Source organism: Haloterrigena salina JCM 13891 (assembly GCF_000337495.1).
GTDB lineage: Archaea > Halobacteriota > Halobacteria > Halobacteriales > Natrialbaceae > Haloterrigena > Haloterrigena salina.
The window spans coordinates 181239-199613 of record NZ_AOIS01000037.1; the positions used below are offsets into that span (position 1 = coordinate 181239).

The window sequence follows — 18375 nt, forward strand, 5'->3', positions numbered from 1 at the left end:
ATACATGAGCGAACAGCCTCGAGTCGAGATCTATACCAAGGAGGACTGTCCGTACTGCGAGAAGGCCAAGGACCTGTTCGATAGCAAGGACGTCGAGTACGAGACGTACAACGTCACGGGCGACGACGACCTCTTCGAGGAGATGGTCGAGCGCGCCGACGGTCGCAAGACCGCACCCGAAGTGTTCATCGACGACGAACTCATCGGCGGCTGGGACGACACCAGCGCGCTCGACGAGACCGGCGAACTGGACGAGAAGCTCGGCATCGCGGACGATACCGAGGACGGCGAGGTCCTCGAGCACCGCAAACTGATCATCGCCGGCACCGGGATCGCCGGCCTCACCGCCGCGATCTACGCCGGCCGATCGAACAACGAGCCGCTGGTCATCGAGGGCGACGAGCCCGGCGGCCAGCTCACCCTCACCACGGACGTCGCGAACTACCCCGGCTTCCCCGAGGGGATCAGCGGGCCCGAACTGGTCAACAACATGAAAGAGCAGGCCACACAGTTCGGCGCTGAACTGGAGAACGGCATCATCGAGTCCGTCGATTCGGACCAGCGGCCGTTCCGCGTCGAGTTGACCAACGGCGACGTCTACACCGCCGACGCCGTCATCGCCGCCTCAGGCGCCAGCGCTCGGACGCTCGGCATCCCCGGCGAGGACGAACTCATGGGCTACGGGCTCTCGACCTGCGCGACCTGTGACGGCGCGTTCTTCCGCGGCGAGGACATGCTCGTCGTCGGCGGCGGCGACGCCGCCATGGAGGAGGCCACCTTCCTGACAAAATTTGCTGACACCGTCTACATCGCCCACCGCCGCGACGAGTTCCGCGCCGAGGACTACTGGGTCGACCGCGTCGAGGAGAAGGTCGAGGAAGGGGAGATCGAGATCATGAAAAACACCGAGGTCATCGAGCTCCACGGCTCCCAGGAGGAGGGCGTCGACCACGTCACTCTCGTCGAGAACGACCAGGGCCACCCCACCGATCGACTCGACGATCCCGAGACCGAGGAATTCGACTTCGACGTCGGCGCCGTCTTCTTCGCGATCGGCCACACGCCAAACACCGACTACCTCGAGGGCACCGGCGTCGAGATGGACGCCGACGGCTACCTGAAGACGAAGGGCGGCGACGGCGGCGGCCAGACCGAGACCCACGTCCCCGGCATCTTCGGCGCCGGCGACGTCGTCGACTACCACTACCAGCAGGCCGTGACGGCCGCCGGCATGGGTTCGAAGGCCGCGCTGGACGCCGACGAGTATCTGGAGGACCTCGAGCGCGCCGACTCGAGTATCGAAGAAGTCGAACCGGCCGCGGCCGACGACTGAGCCACGGCGTTCAACGCGCGCCGGCTAACGCTCGAGTACGAGGCGGAGATATCGGAGTACGTCGATTCTGTTTTTTCACCGGCCGAAGCGTCAGTATCCGGTCGCGCTCGAGCGCGCTCATAGGGAACGACCTGGAGAGTGAGCCGGATTCGGCGGATAGCGTGCCCGAAGCACCCGTGAGGACGACGATCGGACCGAGCGGTCGCAGAACGGGATCGATCCGTTGAGAGGAAAAGACTACATGCACACCGATAGGCAGTAAAGACGTGACATCGATCGCACCGCTGTTCGTCCCGACGCCCGGGGCCCCGGAACTGCTGATCATCGTCGGGGTCGCGATCCTGCTGTTCGGCGCACAGAAGATCCCGAAACTCGCGCGATCCATCGGCGAATCGACCGGCGAGTTCAAGAAAGGCCAGGCGAAAGTCGAGCAGGAACTCGAGGAGTACCGAAACGACGCCGCTGCCGCCGCCCCCGACGTCGAGACGGAGACGGCGACCGAGACGCAGTCGTAATCTCGCGCTCGAGAACGGCCGTCGTCGATCGGCCGTCCCATTTCCTCGCGTCCAATATCATTTACACCCTCGCGTTTGCGAGGGTGTGCTCCATCGAACGCAGCCTCGGCACTCGCCGGCGCGCTCGAGCGGTAGCCTGTTCCAACAACTCGAGAGCGAACGGCGACGACTCGAGCGCGTCGCCGTGAAAAACGGTTCGCAGCCGCTCAGACGTGGAGTTCGCCGACCTCGCGTTCCGTCTCGGTTTCGCGAACCGCGCCGTCGCCGCCGGAGAGTTCGCGATACGTCGAACAGTTCGGACAGCCGTGGACCTCGTCGTTCACGCCGAACACCCGAACGAAGTCGCTCGTCACGTACGCGTCGCAGTTGCCACACCTTGGCATGAGTTACGTCACGCATTCGAGCAAGCGCCGATAAACATATCGGTGGTTTTCATAAGTTGTTGATGGGAGTAGCTGGAAGCTAGTGACTGTCTGTTCGGGTGTACTCGAGCGCGACGATACACCGAGGCCGTTCTGCTGCCGGGAGGAACGCGCCGACGTCAGGACTTTGTGAGTGACCCGAGGCGTACCGCTCTTGCCACTCGCGCACAGCGACTCCGGCGAAGACTTTGGCGCAACACCAGTCGTCGGTTCGGCTCGAGCGATCGGGACGGAGAACGACGACGGGCACACCCCTCGTTTTCAGTGAAAACGAAAATCCGTGGGTGCGAAGATTGAGCCGTAGTATAAAGAAAATGCTGAGCGAAAGCGACGCTCGCTGAAGCACATTTTCAGCGTCTGTGAACACACAACCACACTACTACTTTACCGATACAATAAATAATATAATAACGCGATCAAGGGACTCGAGCCGAGAGCGGATCACGTATCCCCACTTACGCGGCCGTTCACTGAAAACGAGGGGTGTGTGTGCCGTCGTCGTCCGCGACCCGATCAGTGAGTCACTCACTCTCGTGGCCCGTCTCGAGCCTTTCACTGAAAATCCGGTTCGGTGCGTTTATCACTCGCGTCGGGAAAGTCTTGGTTAATGGGAACTGATCCGATCCCGACGCCCTCGATCGAGGAACTCCAGGACGATCCGATGGCGGACGGAACGACGTCTATCTTCCGTCGTCGGGAACTCCTCCGGCCCCAGCACGTGCCCCAGAAGGACCGCATCGTCGGCCGCGACCGCGAGATCGAGACCGTCGAGGCGCTACTCAAACCGGCGGCCTTCGGCGATCCGCCCGAGAGCGGCTTTCTCTTCGGGAAGACGGGGACCGGTAAGTCGCTCGTCGCCAAACACGTCACCGGCCGCGCACGCGGCATCGCCCAGATGCAGGAGACCGATCTGACGGCCGCGTACGTCGACTGCGATCAGTACAACACGGAGACGCGAGCCGCCCGCAAGATGGCCTTCGAGGTCCGGGACGCGATCGATCCCGACCGCTACATCCCCAAGGACGGCGTCGGCGCGAGTCGCTACTACGACGCGCTCTGGGACGGGGACGGCCTCCTCCACGACTCGGACTCGCTGATCGTGATCTTAGACGAGATCGACAAACTCGGCGACGACACCGCCGAAATTCTCTCGAAACTCTCCCGCTCCGAGGAGGCCGGCAAGACGGGCTGTTACATTGCGGTCGTCGCGATCAGCAACAAGACCGACTACACCGACGCGCCCGACGAGCGCGTCGCCTCGAGTTTCCAGGACGATCCGATCATCTTCCCGCCCTACGACGCGACCCAACTGCAGGCGATCCTCGAGCGCCGCAAGGACGCGTTCAAGGACGGCGTCCTCGAACCGGGCGTGATCGAACTGGCCTCGGCACTCGCCGCCCGCGATCACGGCGACGCCCGCCGGGCGCTGGATATCCTCCGCTCGGCCGGCAAACTCGCGGAGAAGGACGGCAGCGAGCGAGTCACCGAAGACCACGTGCGCAAAGCCGACGAGTACAGCGACCTCAACCGCTCCATTCAGGTCATCAAGAACGGGACGCCCCACTCTCGCTACGCCCTCTACGCGCTGGCGTACCTGACGAAGTCCAAACTCTCGGATTCCTTCTCGACGGGCGAAGTCTACGACACCTACTGCGTCATCGCCGACGTCGTCGCCGGCGAGTCGCTGACCCACCAGCGGGTCCTCGATCTGATGAAGAAGTGGACGCTGCCGGAGATCACCGAGAGCCGACACACCGGCGGCGGCAAGGGACAGGGCAGCTACCGGACCCACCGCCTACTGCACGATCCCGACGTCGTGATGAGCGCCTGCCTCGAGTCTACGAGCGACCAGCGCAACGTTCTAGACGCCCTCTCCGAATCCTCGATATAACAACGTCCCGCTGCTGCTTGTCGGCGCTTTTCACTGAAAACGAGGGGTGTCCGATTGATCCGGCCGCTGTGAGGGCGGTCCCGTTTCATCGCGGCTCCGAACTCGCTTCACTGAAAACGAGGGGTGTCTGCCGGCCCCGCGACGTTCCGAAAGCAACCGATTCACTGAAAACGAGGGGTGTCCCATCGGACCGTCGTCTCGAGGTCCACCGTCCTCGTCCGCCAAATTCGACAATTCGAAATGACGGCATATATAAGATGTCCAGTAATTCAGCCGACCGTCTTAGTCGGTCGACTGTCCAGTCGCCGTATGGAACACCGCTACGACGGACCCGAACTGCCCTCGAGTCACGACCGACTCCGCGAGACGACGGCGTGTCGCATCTGTGAATGCGAAATCGGGCCTTGCGACCGACGACTGACGTGGCGAGTTCGCGACGGCGCGGACGTGTTCGAGTACCACTACTGCAGCGACGAATGTCTGCAGGCGGCCCGAGAGAGACACCAACAGTAGCCGAACTGCGGATCACCTCGGTAGACCGAATCCTCATGTGAGTCTTCGCCGGCCTCATACTCTCGATCGGCTGGAGTTGGTTCGATCGAGATACTTTTGTCAACAGCAGTTCTTGGCTGCGACAGAATATCAATGAACTCGACAAATCGGTCTGCGGATCACGGGCGGGCGCGAACACACGTTCCGTCCCGGCGACAACTTCTTCGTCTCGGTAGCGCGGCCGCGGTCACCGGGCTGGCCGGTTGTTCCGAGACAGTGGACACTCTCGGTACGATCGTCGACCCGAGCGAAGACGACACCGGTTGCGGGACCGCTAAACCCGCGGCTTCCGTTTCCGAGTACGCAACGCATCCTAAGTCGGACGTCTCGCTGTTCCGTCGTGGACTGCGTCGGCTCGGTTACTACCCTGACGAAGTCGTCCCGAGTTCGGTGAGCGTCAACTGGACGTTCCCGCTCAATTACGTCGGCCACACGGCTGCCAAGTCAAGCCCCGTCCCAACACCAGATGGTGAGACGATTATCTTCGCCGGCGACACCGGTTGGGTATACGCCTACGCACCGACGGGAGAACTGCAGTGGTCGACCCGGACCGGCGCGACGGAGAAAGGGTTCCACGGCTCGGCGGCAGTGATCGACGATACCGCCTACATCGGCGGCTACGACGGTGACCTCTACGCGCTGGACGTCAAAACCGGCGACCTCGTCTGGCGGACTCGTTCCCGGGACCTCGAGGGAACGCTCGCGATCGGCTCGAGTCCCGCCTACTACGATGGTCGGCTCTACATCATCGCCGAATACGGCGCCCCATCTTCCGGCGCACTCTGGGAAATCGATCCCGAGACCGGGGAGCCGACCTGGAGTGACGACCGCATCTGGGGCCAGCCCCACCCCTCGCCGACGATCGATCTCGAGACGGGACGGATTCTCGCCGGATCGAACGACGGCGTCGTCTACTGTTGGAAATTTCCCTCTCTCGAGTTCGCGTGGTCGTTCCAGACCAACGCCGACGGCGAGGAACAGGAAGGCGGCGCCTTCCGCAAGGGCGCTCAGATCAAGGGTACGGTGGCAGCCCACGACGGCTACGGCTACGTCGGTAGCTGGGACGAGACCTTCTACTGTCTCGACCTCGAGGACGGCTCGGAAGTGTGGTCGTTCGATACGGACCGCTCTATCATGTCGAACCCCGCAGTCGACATCGAGGAAGATGTCGTCTACATGGGCAATGACGACGGCTACGTCTACGCGATCGACGCTAAATCGGGGGAAGAGCTGTGGTCGGCGGACGTCGGCGGCCGCGTCATCGGCGCGCTGACGGTCACTGCCGGAACGGTGCTGGCCGGCTCCTACGATTCGCACCTGTACGCCCTCGACAAGGAGACCGGCAATCGATGTTGGCGGGTTGCGAACCGCGGTCGAGTCACCAGTGCGCCGGTCCCGATCGATGGACGAATCTACTACGCCGAACGGGCCGTCTTCTCGAACTACTACGACGGTGAGAAGGAAACGATCCTCGAGGAACCGGGACACGGGTACTGTCTGGTCGGCGACGAGTGACGGCTGCTGGAGTTACGCGTCTCAATCGCCTCTAGTTCCTTCACGCTTCGAGCAACGAAAGTTCTCTGAACCGGTTCTCCTCACAGAGAGCTCTGATAGCACGATCTCGGCGTTCAAGAACTCTTGTCTCGGTTCCCAGCAAGTAGCCGACGGTGGCCGCTGTTCGGTCAGTCTCTATCGATGCTCGGTTCGATAATGAGCCACTCGAGTTCGATCTCAGTGGCGACTGTCGCAGTGTGTGTAGGATTCAGCCAATTCCCCCCGAGATGCATATAGCAGCGCTACGATCTATCGTGTAGCGCGTCGTCAGTTCGGCGCATTCTCGATAGCGTCACTCGGATCTTCGGTACCACATCTCCGATGAGCGCTCGTCTAACAGTGAGACAAAACAGGCCGTTGACTCGGCGACTGCTGTCGCTATCGGATGTAGCGTGCGAAAGAAAATGGAATGTGCGTCAAGGGCCGGACGAAGTCCGGTGGTTAGTTAGCGGTAATTAGTTTTGGCGGCGGAGCGCGAGCATGGCGGCAGCGAGCATCGCGACGAGGGCGACAGCGATGCCGAAGCCGGGCGTACCGTCGTCTTCGCCATCGTCTTCGCCACCGTTCTCGTTGCCGTTCTCCTCACCGTTCTCGGCGCCGTTCTCGTTGCCGTTCTCGGTACCGTTCTCGTTGCCGTTCTCCTCACCGTTCTCGGCGCCGTTCTCAGTACCGTTCTCCTCACCGTTCTCGGATGCGTCCTCGACGGTCAGCGTACCGTCGGCGGACGCGTCAACGTTCTCGTTGGAGACAGAGATGGTGAGATCGTAGTCACCGGCGTCGAGGTCCTCACCGTTGACGGTGGTGAGGGTGACGGTCTCGCTCGAGTTAGCGCCGACTTCGACGCCTTCCTCGGTGTAGACCTCGCCGTTGAACGTGAGTTCAACGTCGACGGTCTGTGCGGAGTCACCGTTGTTGGTGACGACCGCGCTGATGTCGGTCGACTCTTCGGTCGTGATCGGGGAGTCGTACTCAGCCGAGACATCGACGTCCGTCTCGGGTTCGTCATCAGAAGCGGCTTCGAGGGTCACGTCCTCTGCGACGGCCGTGTTGTCCTCGTTGACGGTGTCAGTAGCGGTCATCTTGAAGTGGACACCGGGTGTTTCGCCAGCGAGGTCGAATTCCGTCGTGAAGGTGCCGTCAGCGGCGACGACAGCGTCACTCAGGTCGACGAAGCCACCTTCGTCGGAGTCAACCTCGGTGTTGATTTCCGTACCGGGGGCGACGTTCGTCGTCCCGCTGGCCTGGGCTCCGTCCTCAGCCGGCAGCGAGTCGATGTCGTCCCACTCGAGAGTACGCTTGTTGAAGTCGAGAGCGACGTCGTACTCGACGTCCTCGTCTTCTGCGACGTACTCGTTGCTGTCGTTCACCGTGAACGTGGTGTCGAACTCTGCGTTCTCGTAGTCAAGGTCGTTGTAGGTCTCGAGGTTGTCACCGGTAACCTTGAAGACCAGATCGCCCTCGTAGTTCTCGGAGCTGGTAGTGACCAGTTCGAGATCGAGGGAGCCGTTGGAGCTGTTGAACTCAGTCGTATCGTCGGAGATGACGCCCGACTTAGTCTGAGTGATCTCGAGGATGAAATCATCCTGGTAGTCATTCGTGATGTCGTCGATTGCACCCTCTGCACCGAAGTCTTCGAGGGTCAGGAGCAGCGAGTCGTTCTCCGCGATCGTGTCCGTCGCGGTCGCGTACTCGTTGAAGTCCTCGAGGTTCTCGATGTTCTGGTCGGCGGGTGCCGTGTAGGTCGTCACGTCACCGAAGCCGCTGTGGGCCTGAACGACCAGCGCGTCGCGGTCGTATTCCTGGTTGAGCTGGTAGGTGCTCAGGTCACTGGAGTTAAAGTCACTGGTGAGTTCGTCACCAATGGCCAGACGCCAGTTGTACTCAGGGAGCGGGTCGGTTCCAAGTTCACTATTCTCGACGTTCTGTTCAATGGACACGTCGCTGTTATCACCAGCAACGCCCCACGGACTGTTCCCTGCTTCGTGGGTGTTGAAGGTCAGCGTGACCTCGTCACCCTCGACACCGCTCACGTTCACGGCAGTCGCGTAGTCGGTGTCCGCAGACCCAAGCACGATCGAGGCGTCCTGGGTTTCTTCGAGAGCGACGGTGATCTCAGCGATGTCACCAGACTCGACCTGCTCGACGTTGGTGATGGAGTAATCCGTGTCACCAGCTTCGGTGACCTGGATCGTGGCCGTGTCTTCAGCCGTCGTGTCAGTCACGGACGACGTGAACTGGTATTCACCAGCCGCGATGCCGGTGAAGTCAGCTTCGAAGTCCTCGCGACCGTTGAGGACGATCGAATTTTCGTCTGCATCAACGTAAACGACACTATCGGAGGCGTTAACGTTATCGCTGGTGAGTTCAGCGCTGCTGTTGCCGAAGATGTTCCAGAGATCCTCGTGGTTGAGGCCCTCAGCACTCACTTCAGTCGTAATACCGGAGCGCTCGGAGTCAACCGTCAGGTCAACGTTACCCTTGTTGGTAACGGTATCCGAGGAGAACTCCGTGGTCAGCGTGTGCGTGCTGACGTCGAACTGAACATCGACTTCGCTTTCGTCAGTCACATTGTACGAACTACCATCAAGAATCTCGGTCGAAACCTCGATGTACAGGTCGCCTTGTGAGAGGAAGTCAACGTTGTCAGCCTTGTCGCTGGTAGCCTTTTTGACATCAAGGTCGCGGACCCAGTTGCCCTGCGCATCGTGGAGTTCGACAGTGCTAGCGTTCGATAGATTAGTGCTAACACCATCGCTGTCGTTGAGGACATAGCCGACCTGACCCTGGAAGAGTCGGTCACTGTTGTTTAATTGTGTGTTACCGTCATTCACAGCCGTTTCGTCACCGTAACTGCTTTCTGTCGCTGCTGCCGCGCCGCCTGCAAATGCAGCGGACATGGCAACAACGGAGAACACCAGAAGCGCGGCCAGGACTACTGCGCGTCCCTTTTCGCGAATGGTTGCGTTGTCTGTCATTTATGTTGTCTTGTTGTTTTGTCGGGTTGGTTAGCGTGCGATGCGGACGGATACGGACAGCACGATGCTCGTACTGCCCGCGCCGGGTAGGGGTATCTCCATCTATAAAGTACCCCGTAATAAGTTTTCTGTATGGGTCATTGGTCTATTATATTGAGTAATCCGAGATAAATCGCAAGACTACGTCGACTTTCGACGATCGGCTCGCGATACCAATCGATCTCTGAATTACAGCTCTAACAGAATATTACATATAAAAGCCGTCCCGGAACGTGCTGCTATCAGGGCGATTTCCACTCGCCCGCGGTGCCTTTGACGGGGAGAGGGAACGATACACGGTATAGTTCAAATCAAATTTGGCGAACTTCTCTGTAAGATAGTATTACTCCCCGTAGCAGCTGATTGGTGGTACGAGGTACCGTTCCATACTCTGGTTGCACGCGTAGCGTGTGCGAATGACCTATTTTCGAGACCGAAATTCAAGCAGGCCAGAATAATCAGGAGACAGTCGGACCCAGCACCGAAGAAAAAGCGAATCCGAACTCAACAGTCAATCGGCCAGCGGATGCGAGACCGTAGCGGACCGCGACCACCTCAGAAGGGGAACAGCGAGTCGGCCTCGAGGTCGCGCTCGATCAGTTCGATCTCGTGGCCGTCCTGATCCTTAGTGAAGGCGTACATGTTGTCGTTGCTCTCGGGGTCCCGGTAGTCGGGCGCCTCGCGCTCGAGCAGGGCCTCCCAGTCCTCCTGGAGGTCGTCGACGCGGACGCAGAGGTGGCCCCAGGCGTCGCCCATGTCGTAGCTGCGGCCGTCGTAGTTGTAGGTGAGTTCGACGGACATCGCCTCGTCAGGGGCGTCGCGGGGCTCGACGAAGTAGTTCGCGAAGGAGTCGGCCTCCCAGCGGCCGACCTCGTCGTACTCGAACTTGCGGGTCCAGAAGCCAAGCGCCTCGTCGGCGTCCTCGACGCGGATCATGGTGTGGTCGATGGACCAGAGCACGCCCTCGTCGGGGTCGCGCTGAACGATCTCGATCTCGTGGCCGTCGGGATCCTTCACGAAGGCGTAGTCGCCGCCGCAGGACTCGGGGTCGCGGTAGTCGTCGACGCCCTCGTCCAGCAGCTGCTGGTAGTAGTCCTCGAGTTCGCCGTCCGGGACTCGCACTGCGATGTGGCCCCAGGCGTCGCCCACCTCTGGCTCCTCGCCTTCGTTGTGGGTAATCTCGAGCATGGCGCCGTCCTCGTGCATGTCTTCTGGCCCGAGGTAGACGATGGTGAAGCCGTCACCCTCGAAGCGATCCTTCTCCTCGTACTCGAGGTGGGTCTGGTACCAGTCGAGCGACTCCTCGAGATCCGAGACGCGGATCATCGTGTGGTCGAGCGTTCCGTCCATACGCGAGACGACGCCTGCGACCCCAAAAAACGTGGCGAAGCCGGCGGTCTACTCGTTCCGGTCGGTCGAATCCGCGTCGCTCTGGCGGTCGGACTCCACGGTATCGAACACCGGATCGGTCGCGACCGGTTCGAGGTCTTTCCTGTTGGCGTCGAATTCCGAGAGACCGCGGACGAGGGCGACGAGCAGGAGCACGCCCAGCGGGAGGAAGAACAGCGGCGAGACGCCGAGGTAGCCGTTGAGCAGGTAGCAGATCACGACGACGAACATGACGGTGGCGGCATAGGGGAGTTGCGTGCGCACGTGATCGATCAGGTCGGCACCGCTGAACGTCGCCGAGAGCACCGTCGTGTCGGAGATCGGCGAGGCGTGGTCGCCGAAGATCGCGCCGGAGAAGACGGCGCCGACGGCGACCGGGACGAGTTCGAACCCGTTCCCGAACTCATAGGCGATCCGGATGGCGATCGGCGTGACGAGTCCCATCGTCGCCCACGACGACCCCATCGTGAACGCGACGAACGCCGCAACGAACAGCACGAGGACCGGGAGCAACTCCGCCGTGATGTACGGCTCTGCTACGTTGGCGACGAACTCGCCCGTTCCCAGCGTCTCCGCGACGCTGCTGATCGTCCACGCGAGCACGAGGATCGTCACCGCCGTCAGCATGATGCCGAAGCCGTCGATGACGGTGTCGACGCCGTTGCCGATGTCGAAGAGTCCGTAGCCGATCCCGATCGCGATCGCGGCGACGACCATCGCGAACGAGCCCCAGATCAGCGCCGGCGCGAAGGCGGCCTCGCCGACGATGTCAATCAGCACCTGCAGGGTCGAGAACAGCACGTCGACGGCCCCGTCGCCCTCGATCGCCGCCCCTATCGATGTCGGCGCACCCGTTTCGGCCTGACTCGACTGCCAGGTCTGATATCCCGTCCAGAACGCCCTCCCGAGCGTCACTCCGATCAGGACGGCGACCGGCGCGAAGAACGTCCGCAACATCGGTCGCTCGTCGATCGGTTCGCCTAGATCCTCCTCGACCTTCTGGAGCGGCTGTGCGCCCTCGCGGTTGACCGCACCGGTCGTGCGCGACCGGTGCTCTGCGTCGAGCATCTCGCCGTAGTCCCGGCCGGTGTAGACGACGATGCCGACCATGGCGATCGCCAGCAGGGCGTAGGTGTTGTACGGGATCGACCGCACGAAGGTCCAGAACGCGTTCGGCGCTTCACTCGCGACGCCCATGTCCTCGTACGCGGTGCTAATCAGGGACAGCTGGAACGCGACCCAACTCGAGATGCCCAGCGTCGCCACGGGCGCAGCCGTCGAGTCGACGATGTACGCGAGCTTCTCGCGGGAGACCCGCAGCTCGTCGGAGATTTCGCGCATCGTACTCCCGACGATAGCGGTGTTGGCGTAGTCGTCGAAGAACATGAGGATTCCGAGACCCCACGTGGTCAGCCCGACGGCCCGCTGGGACCGGAGGTTTTCAGTCGCCCAGTTGCGCACGGCGATCGCGCCGCCGAGCCGCCAGATGAGCGCGACGCCCGATCCCAGCAGGAGCGTGAACACGAGAATCTGGACGTGGAAGCCGTCGTCGACGATGATCGCGGCGACGATCCAGTCGAACGTCTGTGCGATGCCGAGACCGCCGGTGTGGATCACCGCTCCCGACCAGATGCCCAAGAACAGCGAGAGCATCGGTCGCCGCGTCGCGATCGCGAGCCCGATCGCGAGCAGCGGCGGAATGAGCGATAGCGCTCCGAAGTCGGACATACGTTATCGGTAGGTCGACTGCGTGATAATGCCACTGATTGTGGTATTATCCGATAATAGTACGCAGTTTTGAACTCTCGTTGACTGGTAGGACGCCGCTCCACGCGCCGTGCTAGTAATCGACCGAGGCGAACACGATACAGACGACGACACCGGCGAGAGTGGCGATACCGACGAACGCTTCGTCGAAGTACCCTCGATCTGCGACCGCGCCGAAGAGGACCGGACTCAGCGCACCGAGCGCGAGGTAGACCGTCCGAAGCGCGCCCAGGTTCGTCCCCTGCGTGCCGTCCGGCAGCCGCCGGGTGAGATCGGAGATCACGATCGTTTCGAATCCCAGGAGGCTACTCGCGAGCACGGTCAGCAGACCGAAGAGCCACACCTCCCCGACGAAGGGGAGCGCGAGAAGCGCCAGACCGGCCGATCCCATGATCAGGAGGAGGGGCGCCCGGACGCCGATACTATCGTAGGCCCGTCCGGCGACCGGCTTCATCAGGATGCCGAGCGCGAAGAAGAAGCCGAACAGGACGTTCGCGACCTGCGCCGGGAGTCCCTTTACGTCCATCAGATACGTCGGGTAGAACCCCATGAACGCCTGAATGATGACGGCCCACAGCACGAGCAGCGCGGTCCCTCGGAGGACGACCGGCTGTGACAGCGTCGGAACGACGTCCTCGAGGTCGAGGTACTCGCTCAGCGGCGCCGCCGTCGACGGCTGTTTCGGAAGCGTCAGCCAGAGGCTGAGAGCCGCGATCAGAAAGAGCGGAACGGCGGCGCCGAAGCTGTACTGCCAGGCAAGCGCGGTTGCGATAAACCCGGCGGTCGGCGGCATCACCGCGTTCCCGATGTCGCCGGCGGCCATCGTCGCGCCCGTCGCCGTGCCGAGTTGGTCGGGGTAGATCTTGTTCAGGATCGTGAATCGCGAGACGCCGTACAGCGCCGTTCCGGCGCCGAACAGGGCCGTCGCGAGGAACAGGAAGATCGTCGAGTCGACGACGATGACGAGCGCGAGCATCGCCGCCGCGAGGAGGGATCCCGCGATCAACAGCAGACGCTCCCCGATCCAGTCGGCGAGGATGCCGCCCGGCAGCTGCCCGAACGCGTAGGCGATCCAGAGCACCGACAGGAGCAGGCCGGACGTCGTGAGCGTAAGCGAGTACGTGCCACGGATATGGGGCAACAACGCCGGGTAGATCATCCGGACACTGATCGACAGAAACCAGCCGAAGGCGACGGAGAGGAGTATCTTTCCGCGGCCGTCGCTCGAGAGGTCGCTAATAACGCGTTTCGGATTCGAAATAGAGGGCACAGGCGGTAATAGTCACCTAGAGTGTCGGTCCTCGGTCGCGCTATTCAGTGTTGTTATCCGGACGCCGGCTTTCGATACCAGTGCGTCGCGTCGGCGTTCCTGTGAACGACCTATCGGCGAAGAATCAGTTTCAGCACGTCCTCGTCCTCGAGGACGTGTTCCGTGCCGACCTGCTGTTCGTCGTGAGTTGCGCTGGGGCCGCTCACGCGGGCGAAGCGGAACCGCTCTTCCATCTCGCCGCCGAGTTTCTCGATGGCTTCGCCGACGGTCGCCCCCTTCTCGATGACCAGCGGCTCCTCCCAGTCGATGCCGCGGCCGGGTTTGTCCATGTAGACGCGGATCAGCCCCAGGTTGTCCCAGATGCGGTCCTTGAGTGCGTCGAGCCCTTTCTCCTTCGCGGCGCTGATGAACGTGACCTCCTCGGGGTCTAAGTCGCGCTCGCGCAGTTGCTCGTCGACCGTCTCCTTGTAGTCGGGTTCGATCAGGTCGACCTTGTTGACGCAGGTGATCGAGGGGATGTACTCGCGGTTCTCCATCAGGCCGTCGACCAGCCGGTCGATGGTGACGTTCTCCTGGAGGTTCAGGTCGGCGTTGACGTAGCCGTGCTCCCGGAGGACGTGCTTGATGGTCTCCTCGTCTAGGTCCTGGTCCGTACTCGAGGTGATCTTGATTCCGTCTTTGATCTTCGGACGCACGGTCACCCGCGGCGGCTCCCGGTCGACGCGGATGTTGATGTCGTACAGTTCCTCCTGCAGGCGGTCGTACTGGTCGATCTCGAACACCGAGAGGACGAAGACGATTAGATCGGCGTTGCGCACGACCGCCAGCACCTGCTGGCCATCGCCACGCCCCGACGCCGCGCCTTCGATCAATCCGGGGACGTCCAGCATCTGGATGTTCGCTCCGCGGTGCTGGAGCATTCCGGGGTTAACGTCCAGCGTCGTGAACTCGTAGGAGCCCGTCTCGCTGTCGGCGTTTGTCATCGAGTTCAGCAGCGACGACTTGCCGACGCTCGGAAAGCCGACCAGCGCGACGGTGGCGTCGCCGTGTTTCTCGACGGAGTAGCCGGTGCCGCCTCCGGCCGAGCTCTGGTTCTGGAGCTTCTCCTTTTTCTCCGCGAGCTTGGACTTCAGCCGGCCGATGTGGGCCTCAGTCGACTTGTTGTAGGGCGTGTTGGCGATTTCTTCTTCGATCTCCTCGATCTCCTCCTCGAGCCCCATTTGTCAGTATCCAACCGCCCGCGCCGAAAAACACTTTCCATGCGCACCGTCGCACGGTCGCCGTTCCCGTCGAGCGTTCGAACCGGTCGACCGGTGTCCGGGCCGATCGGCAAACGGAACGGAAACCGTCGTATGACGGGCCCTCGAGCGGATTCGAACGACGACGGTCGATCGATCCGTCGTACAACCGACGGCAGTTTCGACGGGTATAAACGATACCCGACTGACCATTCGGATAATGCCAAACGCGGCGCGGCTTCGCGACAGCACGCAGATCGTCCTCCCTCGGGAGACCCTCGACGCCGTCGAGCCACCGCTTTCCGATGAGTTTACCGTAACGGTCGTCCCGGAGGGAGATCGTCAGTGCCGCGTTATCGGGAGCCCCGTCGAGATCAAGGCCGCCAGCGAGTATCTCGCGCGTCGCGGCGTTACGATGCGTTGAGTCCGCGCCACGGTCGCAACTCCGATCCTCGTCTCTCGCCTCTCTTGTCGTCTCTCGTCCCCTGTTTCCCGGTTTTCGTTTCGCTGTTCGCGTCTTCACGCCTCGCTTTTCGCCCCGCTCAGTTCCGCGGTCGCTCTACGAGCGGACTCGAGGGAGACCGACACGCACTCAGTTGAACCCGCCGTAGCGGCGGTCGTGAACGCCTTCGAACGGTTCCAGACGCTGTTCGTGATGGCGGGGATCGCCGTCGGCCTCGGGGCCGCGCAGGTGTCCGGCGTCCCTGCCCTCGCCGACCGACTCATCTTCCCGTTCCTGATGGTGATGTTGTTCGCCTCCTTCGCCGGCATCCCCCTCGAGGGGCTGCGGCGAGCGTTCGGGAACCGCCGTGTCGTCGGCTCGAGTCTCGCGGTGAACTTCGTCTGGAACCCGCTGCTGGCGGTGGCGCTCGGCGCCGTCTTCCTCGCCGATCACCCGGCGCTGTGGGTCGGGCTGCTCATGTTGCTTGTCACCCCCTGTACCGACTGGTACCTCATTTTCACCGATCTGGCCAACGGGGACGTCCCGCTGGCGACGTCGCTGTTACCGTACAATCTCGTGCTTCAGTTGGTCTTGCTCCCGGTCTACCTCTACGCGTTCGCGGGCACGCTCGTCGACCTCCGACTGGGGATTCTCCTCGAGGGGATCGCGCTGGTGCTGGTCGTCCCGCTGGTCCTCGCCGCCGTCGCGCGGTACGGCCTGACGGCGCTGCGGGGTCGCCGGTGGCTGACGGACGTCTTCCTGCCGAAACTCGGACCCGTCCAGATCGTCTTTCTCGCGCTCGCGGTCGCCGCGATGTTCGCCTCGCAGGGACGGCTCGTCCTCGAGCGGCCGGACGTGCTGGTCCTGCTCGCGGCGCCGCTGCTCGCGTTCTACGCCGTCAACTTCTCGCTCGGGCTCGCGATCGGCCGGCTGCTCGACTTCTCCTATCGTGAAGTCGCCTGCTTCAACTGTACGGTCCTCTCGCGAAACTCGCCGACGGCGCTGGCCATCGCCGTCGTCGCCTTCCCGAACGAACCGCTGATCGCGCTCGCGCTGGTGATCGGCCCGCTGCTCGAGTTGCCGCTACTGTCGGTGGTCGCGAACCTGTTGCGTCGGATCGAGGCCCGCGGCTGGGACCGTCTTGACCAGGCGCCGGGGTGATCCCGGGGCGCCGAGCGAGAACTCGCCCGTTCGACGAGTCACTTCGCGTCCGGATCGACGGTCTCGCTCCCGAGGCGGGCCGCGAGACGGTGGCGGAGATCCGTCTCGAACACGATCGCGATCGCGCCGGTGAGCGCGGCGAGGTAGCCGAGTCCGGCGGCCGCCAGCAGCCGCAGCGAGACCGCGTTCGCTCCACGGAGGCCGACGAGCCACTGTACGGCGGCGTACAGGATCGCCACCAGCAACGCGGTCGGCAGCAACAGCGCGATCGGCCCGTCGTACGTTTCCGCGAGGACGAACCCGACGAGCAACAGGAGCCCTATCGCGAGCCAGTCCAACCGGGGTCCGCCCGCGAGTTCGGCCGCCGACTCGAGCAGGCCTCGGATCGGCGCGACCGCCGGCGCGACGAGAAACGCGAACAGAAGCGTCCATCCGGCTTTCTTTAGGGCCGCGGTTACGCGGCTCACCGCGGAGTCACCTCGTAGACCGTCTCGCCGAGCAGGTGGTAGACGCGGTCGCCGGCGATCAACGGCGTACCGCCGAGAGGGTCGGTTCCGTCGGGGTCGATCGAAACGCGGAACCGCTCGTCGCCGGCGTCGGCCTCGAGCGCGAGCAGGCCGTCGGTCGTCGACGCGTAGACGGTCCCGCCACCGACGCTGACGCCGAACTCGAGTGCCGATTCGTCGGTCCGCCACTCCTCGTCGTCCGCGAAATCGATCCGGGAAATCGTGCCCGCGTCCGGACGCGACCGGTAGATCGCTCGCTCGGACGGATCGACGGCGACGGAGCGCCGGTACGTGTTCGGGTCGCCGACGTCGTCGAAGACGGTCCAGCGACGCTCGCCGGTGTCCGCCTCGAGGGCGGTCAAGTCGCCGTTCGATTCGATGCCGACGACGAGATCGTCGACCGCGGCGACCAAGCCCCGGTTCAGCGACGAGGCGCCGATCGCGGCGTCGCTCAGCCAGCGCCGGGTTCCGGTTTCGGGCTCGAGTCCGAGCAGCCGTCCGCTCTCGTAGCGAGCGCCGACGAGCAGCCCGCTGCGGGCGGCCAGCGGGATCACGCGTCCGGTTTTTCGCCAGCGCTCGAGGCCGGTGTTCGCATCGAGGGCGAGCAGCCGGTCCTCGCCGTCGAGGTTGCCCGTCACGTACGCCGTGTTCCCGAACAGGTGCAGCCCGTCAACGCTGCCGCCGAGACTGTAGCGCCAGCGAAGTCGCTGCGAATCGAGTTCGAGCGCGCAGATGTCGGCCTGAAACGCCAGGTAGACGACGCCGTCGCGGATCCGCGGCTCCGTCTCGAGTTGCGGACGGTCGAACGGGCCGACCGGTAAATCCCGGTACGCGTACCGCCATCGTTCCGCGCCGCTCTCGACGTCGATCGCCCGAAGCGACCGGTGGGTCGGAACGAGGAGCGTCCCGTCGACGAGGGCGAGGCCGGCGTGCTCGAACCGACGGTGGGAATCGAGCGAGTGGTCCCACCCGATCCGTCCGTCCGATCCGGGACCGGGATCGGCCGTCCGCGCGACGTTTCTCGCGTCCGTGCGGGGCTGGCGCCACCCCGACTCGAGGTCCGGATCGACGTGATCCGAGCCGCCGACGCGAGGACCGAGGAGGAAGGCACCGAGCAGGGACCCGCCCGCCGCGCCGAGGAGTCGCCGACGGGTTAGTACTGAAGCCATACTCGACACATAGATATCGCTAGTATATCATTTCTTCTTTCGGACCGTGTCGACCGGCGAAATAACCGTCCGAATCGATCGGGGCCGATAACTAACGGAATCGATCGAGCGGCGAATATCGGTGCCCCGATCGTCGGCAATCACCTCCTCGA

Annotated in this window: 15 protein-coding genes; 7 read left to right on the forward strand and 8 right to left on the reverse strand. The window is 62.9% G+C overall.

Annotation, left to right across the window (positions count from 1 at the left end):
- The first annotated feature begins 4 nt into the window (after positions 1-4).
- The gene (locus C477_RS11510; RefSeq protein WP_008894660.1) at positions 5-1333 is read left to right on the forward strand and encodes an FAD-dependent oxidoreductase; all 1329 of its coding nucleotides are present in this window, start codon (positions 5-7) and stop codon (positions 1331-1333) included.
- A gap of 266 nt (positions 1334-1599) precedes the next feature.
- Entirely contained in the window at positions 1600-1848 is a 249-nt protein-coding gene (locus C477_RS11515; RefSeq protein ID WP_008894661.1) for a Sec-independent protein translocase subunit TatA/TatB, read from the forward strand.
- Positions 1849-2054: 206 nt separating this feature from the next.
- On the opposite strand, the gene C477_RS24110 is transcribed toward C477_RS11515, so the two are convergent.
- Complete coding sequence (locus C477_RS24110) at positions 2055-2231, reverse strand: DUF7563 family protein (protein WP_169332647.1); 177 nt, start codon at positions 2229-2231, stop codon at positions 2055-2057.
- 646 nt (positions 2232-2877) lie between these two features.
- On the opposite strand from C477_RS24110, the gene C477_RS11520 reads away from it, so the two are divergent.
- The 3 genes from C477_RS11520 to C477_RS11530 all read left to right on the forward strand — a co-directional run bounded on the left by C477_RS11520 (position 2878) and on the right by C477_RS11530 (position 6228).
- Positions 2878-4161, forward strand: coding sequence for a Cdc6/Cdc18 family protein (locus C477_RS11520; protein WP_008894663.1), 1284 nt, complete (start codon positions 2878-2880; stop codon positions 4159-4161).
- 309 nt (positions 4162-4470) lie between these two features.
- Entirely contained in the window at positions 4471-4674 is a 204-nt protein-coding gene (locus tag C477_RS11525) for a hypothetical protein (protein WP_008894664.1), read from the forward strand.
- Positions 4675-4806: 132 nt separating this feature from the next.
- Entirely contained in the window at positions 4807-6228 is a 1422-nt protein-coding gene (locus C477_RS11530) for an outer membrane protein assembly factor BamB family protein (RefSeq protein WP_049914497.1), read from the forward strand.
- A gap of 494 nt (positions 6229-6722) precedes the next feature.
- Here the strand turns inward: C477_RS11530 and C477_RS11535 are convergent, their stop codons facing one another.
- The 5 genes from C477_RS11535 to C477_RS11555 all read right to left on the reverse strand — a co-directional run bounded on the left by C477_RS11535 (position 6723) and on the right by C477_RS11555 (position 14927).
- The gene (locus C477_RS11535) at positions 6723-9242 is read right to left on the reverse strand and encodes a COG1470 family protein (RefSeq protein ID WP_083870280.1); all 2520 of its coding nucleotides are present in this window, start codon (positions 9240-9242) and stop codon (positions 6723-6725) included.
- Between the two features lie 594 nt (positions 9243-9836).
- Positions 9837-10631: a VOC family protein gene (locus C477_RS11540; RefSeq protein WP_008894667.1), complete on the reverse strand. Its 795-nt coding sequence runs from the start codon at positions 10629-10631 to the stop codon at positions 9837-9839.
- A 48-nt stretch (positions 10632-10679) separates the two neighbouring features.
- A complete protein-coding gene (locus C477_RS11545; protein ID WP_008894668.1) occupies positions 10680-12398 on the reverse strand; it encodes a Na+/H+ antiporter NhaC family protein in 1719 nt (572 codons plus the stop codon).
- A 112-nt stretch (positions 12399-12510) separates the two neighbouring features.
- Complete coding sequence (locus C477_RS11550; protein ID WP_008894669.1) at positions 12511-13707, reverse strand: MFS transporter; 1197 nt, start codon at positions 13705-13707, stop codon at positions 12511-12513.
- 110 nt (positions 13708-13817) lie between these two features.
- Entirely contained in the window at positions 13818-14927 is a 1110-nt protein-coding gene (locus C477_RS11555) for an OBG GTPase family GTP-binding protein (RefSeq protein ID WP_008894670.1), read from the reverse strand.
- A gap of 238 nt (positions 14928-15165) precedes the next feature.
- Here C477_RS11555 and C477_RS11560 point away from each other — a divergent pair, with 238 nt between their 5' ends.
- The gene (locus C477_RS11560; RefSeq protein ID WP_008894671.1) at positions 15166-15369 is read left to right on the forward strand and encodes a VNG_1110C family protein; all 204 of its coding nucleotides are present in this window, start codon (positions 15166-15168) and stop codon (positions 15367-15369) included.
- Between the two features lie 195 nt (positions 15370-15564).
- Positions 15565-16548: an arsenic resistance protein gene (locus C477_RS11565; RefSeq protein ID WP_008894672.1), complete on the forward strand. Its 984-nt coding sequence runs from the start codon at positions 15565-15567 to the stop codon at positions 16546-16548.
- A 38-nt stretch (positions 16549-16586) separates the two neighbouring features.
- Here the strand turns inward: C477_RS11565 and C477_RS11570 are convergent, their stop codons facing one another.
- Together C477_RS11570 and C477_RS11575 are read right to left on the reverse strand one after the other, a co-directional pair.
- Complete coding sequence (locus C477_RS11570; RefSeq protein WP_008894673.1) at positions 16587-17015, reverse strand: hypothetical protein; 429 nt, start codon at positions 17013-17015, stop codon at positions 16587-16589.
- On the reverse strand, positions 17012-18223 hold the full coding sequence (locus tag C477_RS11575; protein WP_008894674.1) for an outer membrane protein assembly factor BamB family protein: 1212 nt from the start codon (positions 18221-18223) through the stop codon (positions 17012-17014). Before C477_RS11575 ends, C477_RS11570 begins: the two co-directional genes overlap by 4 nt.
- Positions 18224-18375: the final 152 nt, after the last annotated feature.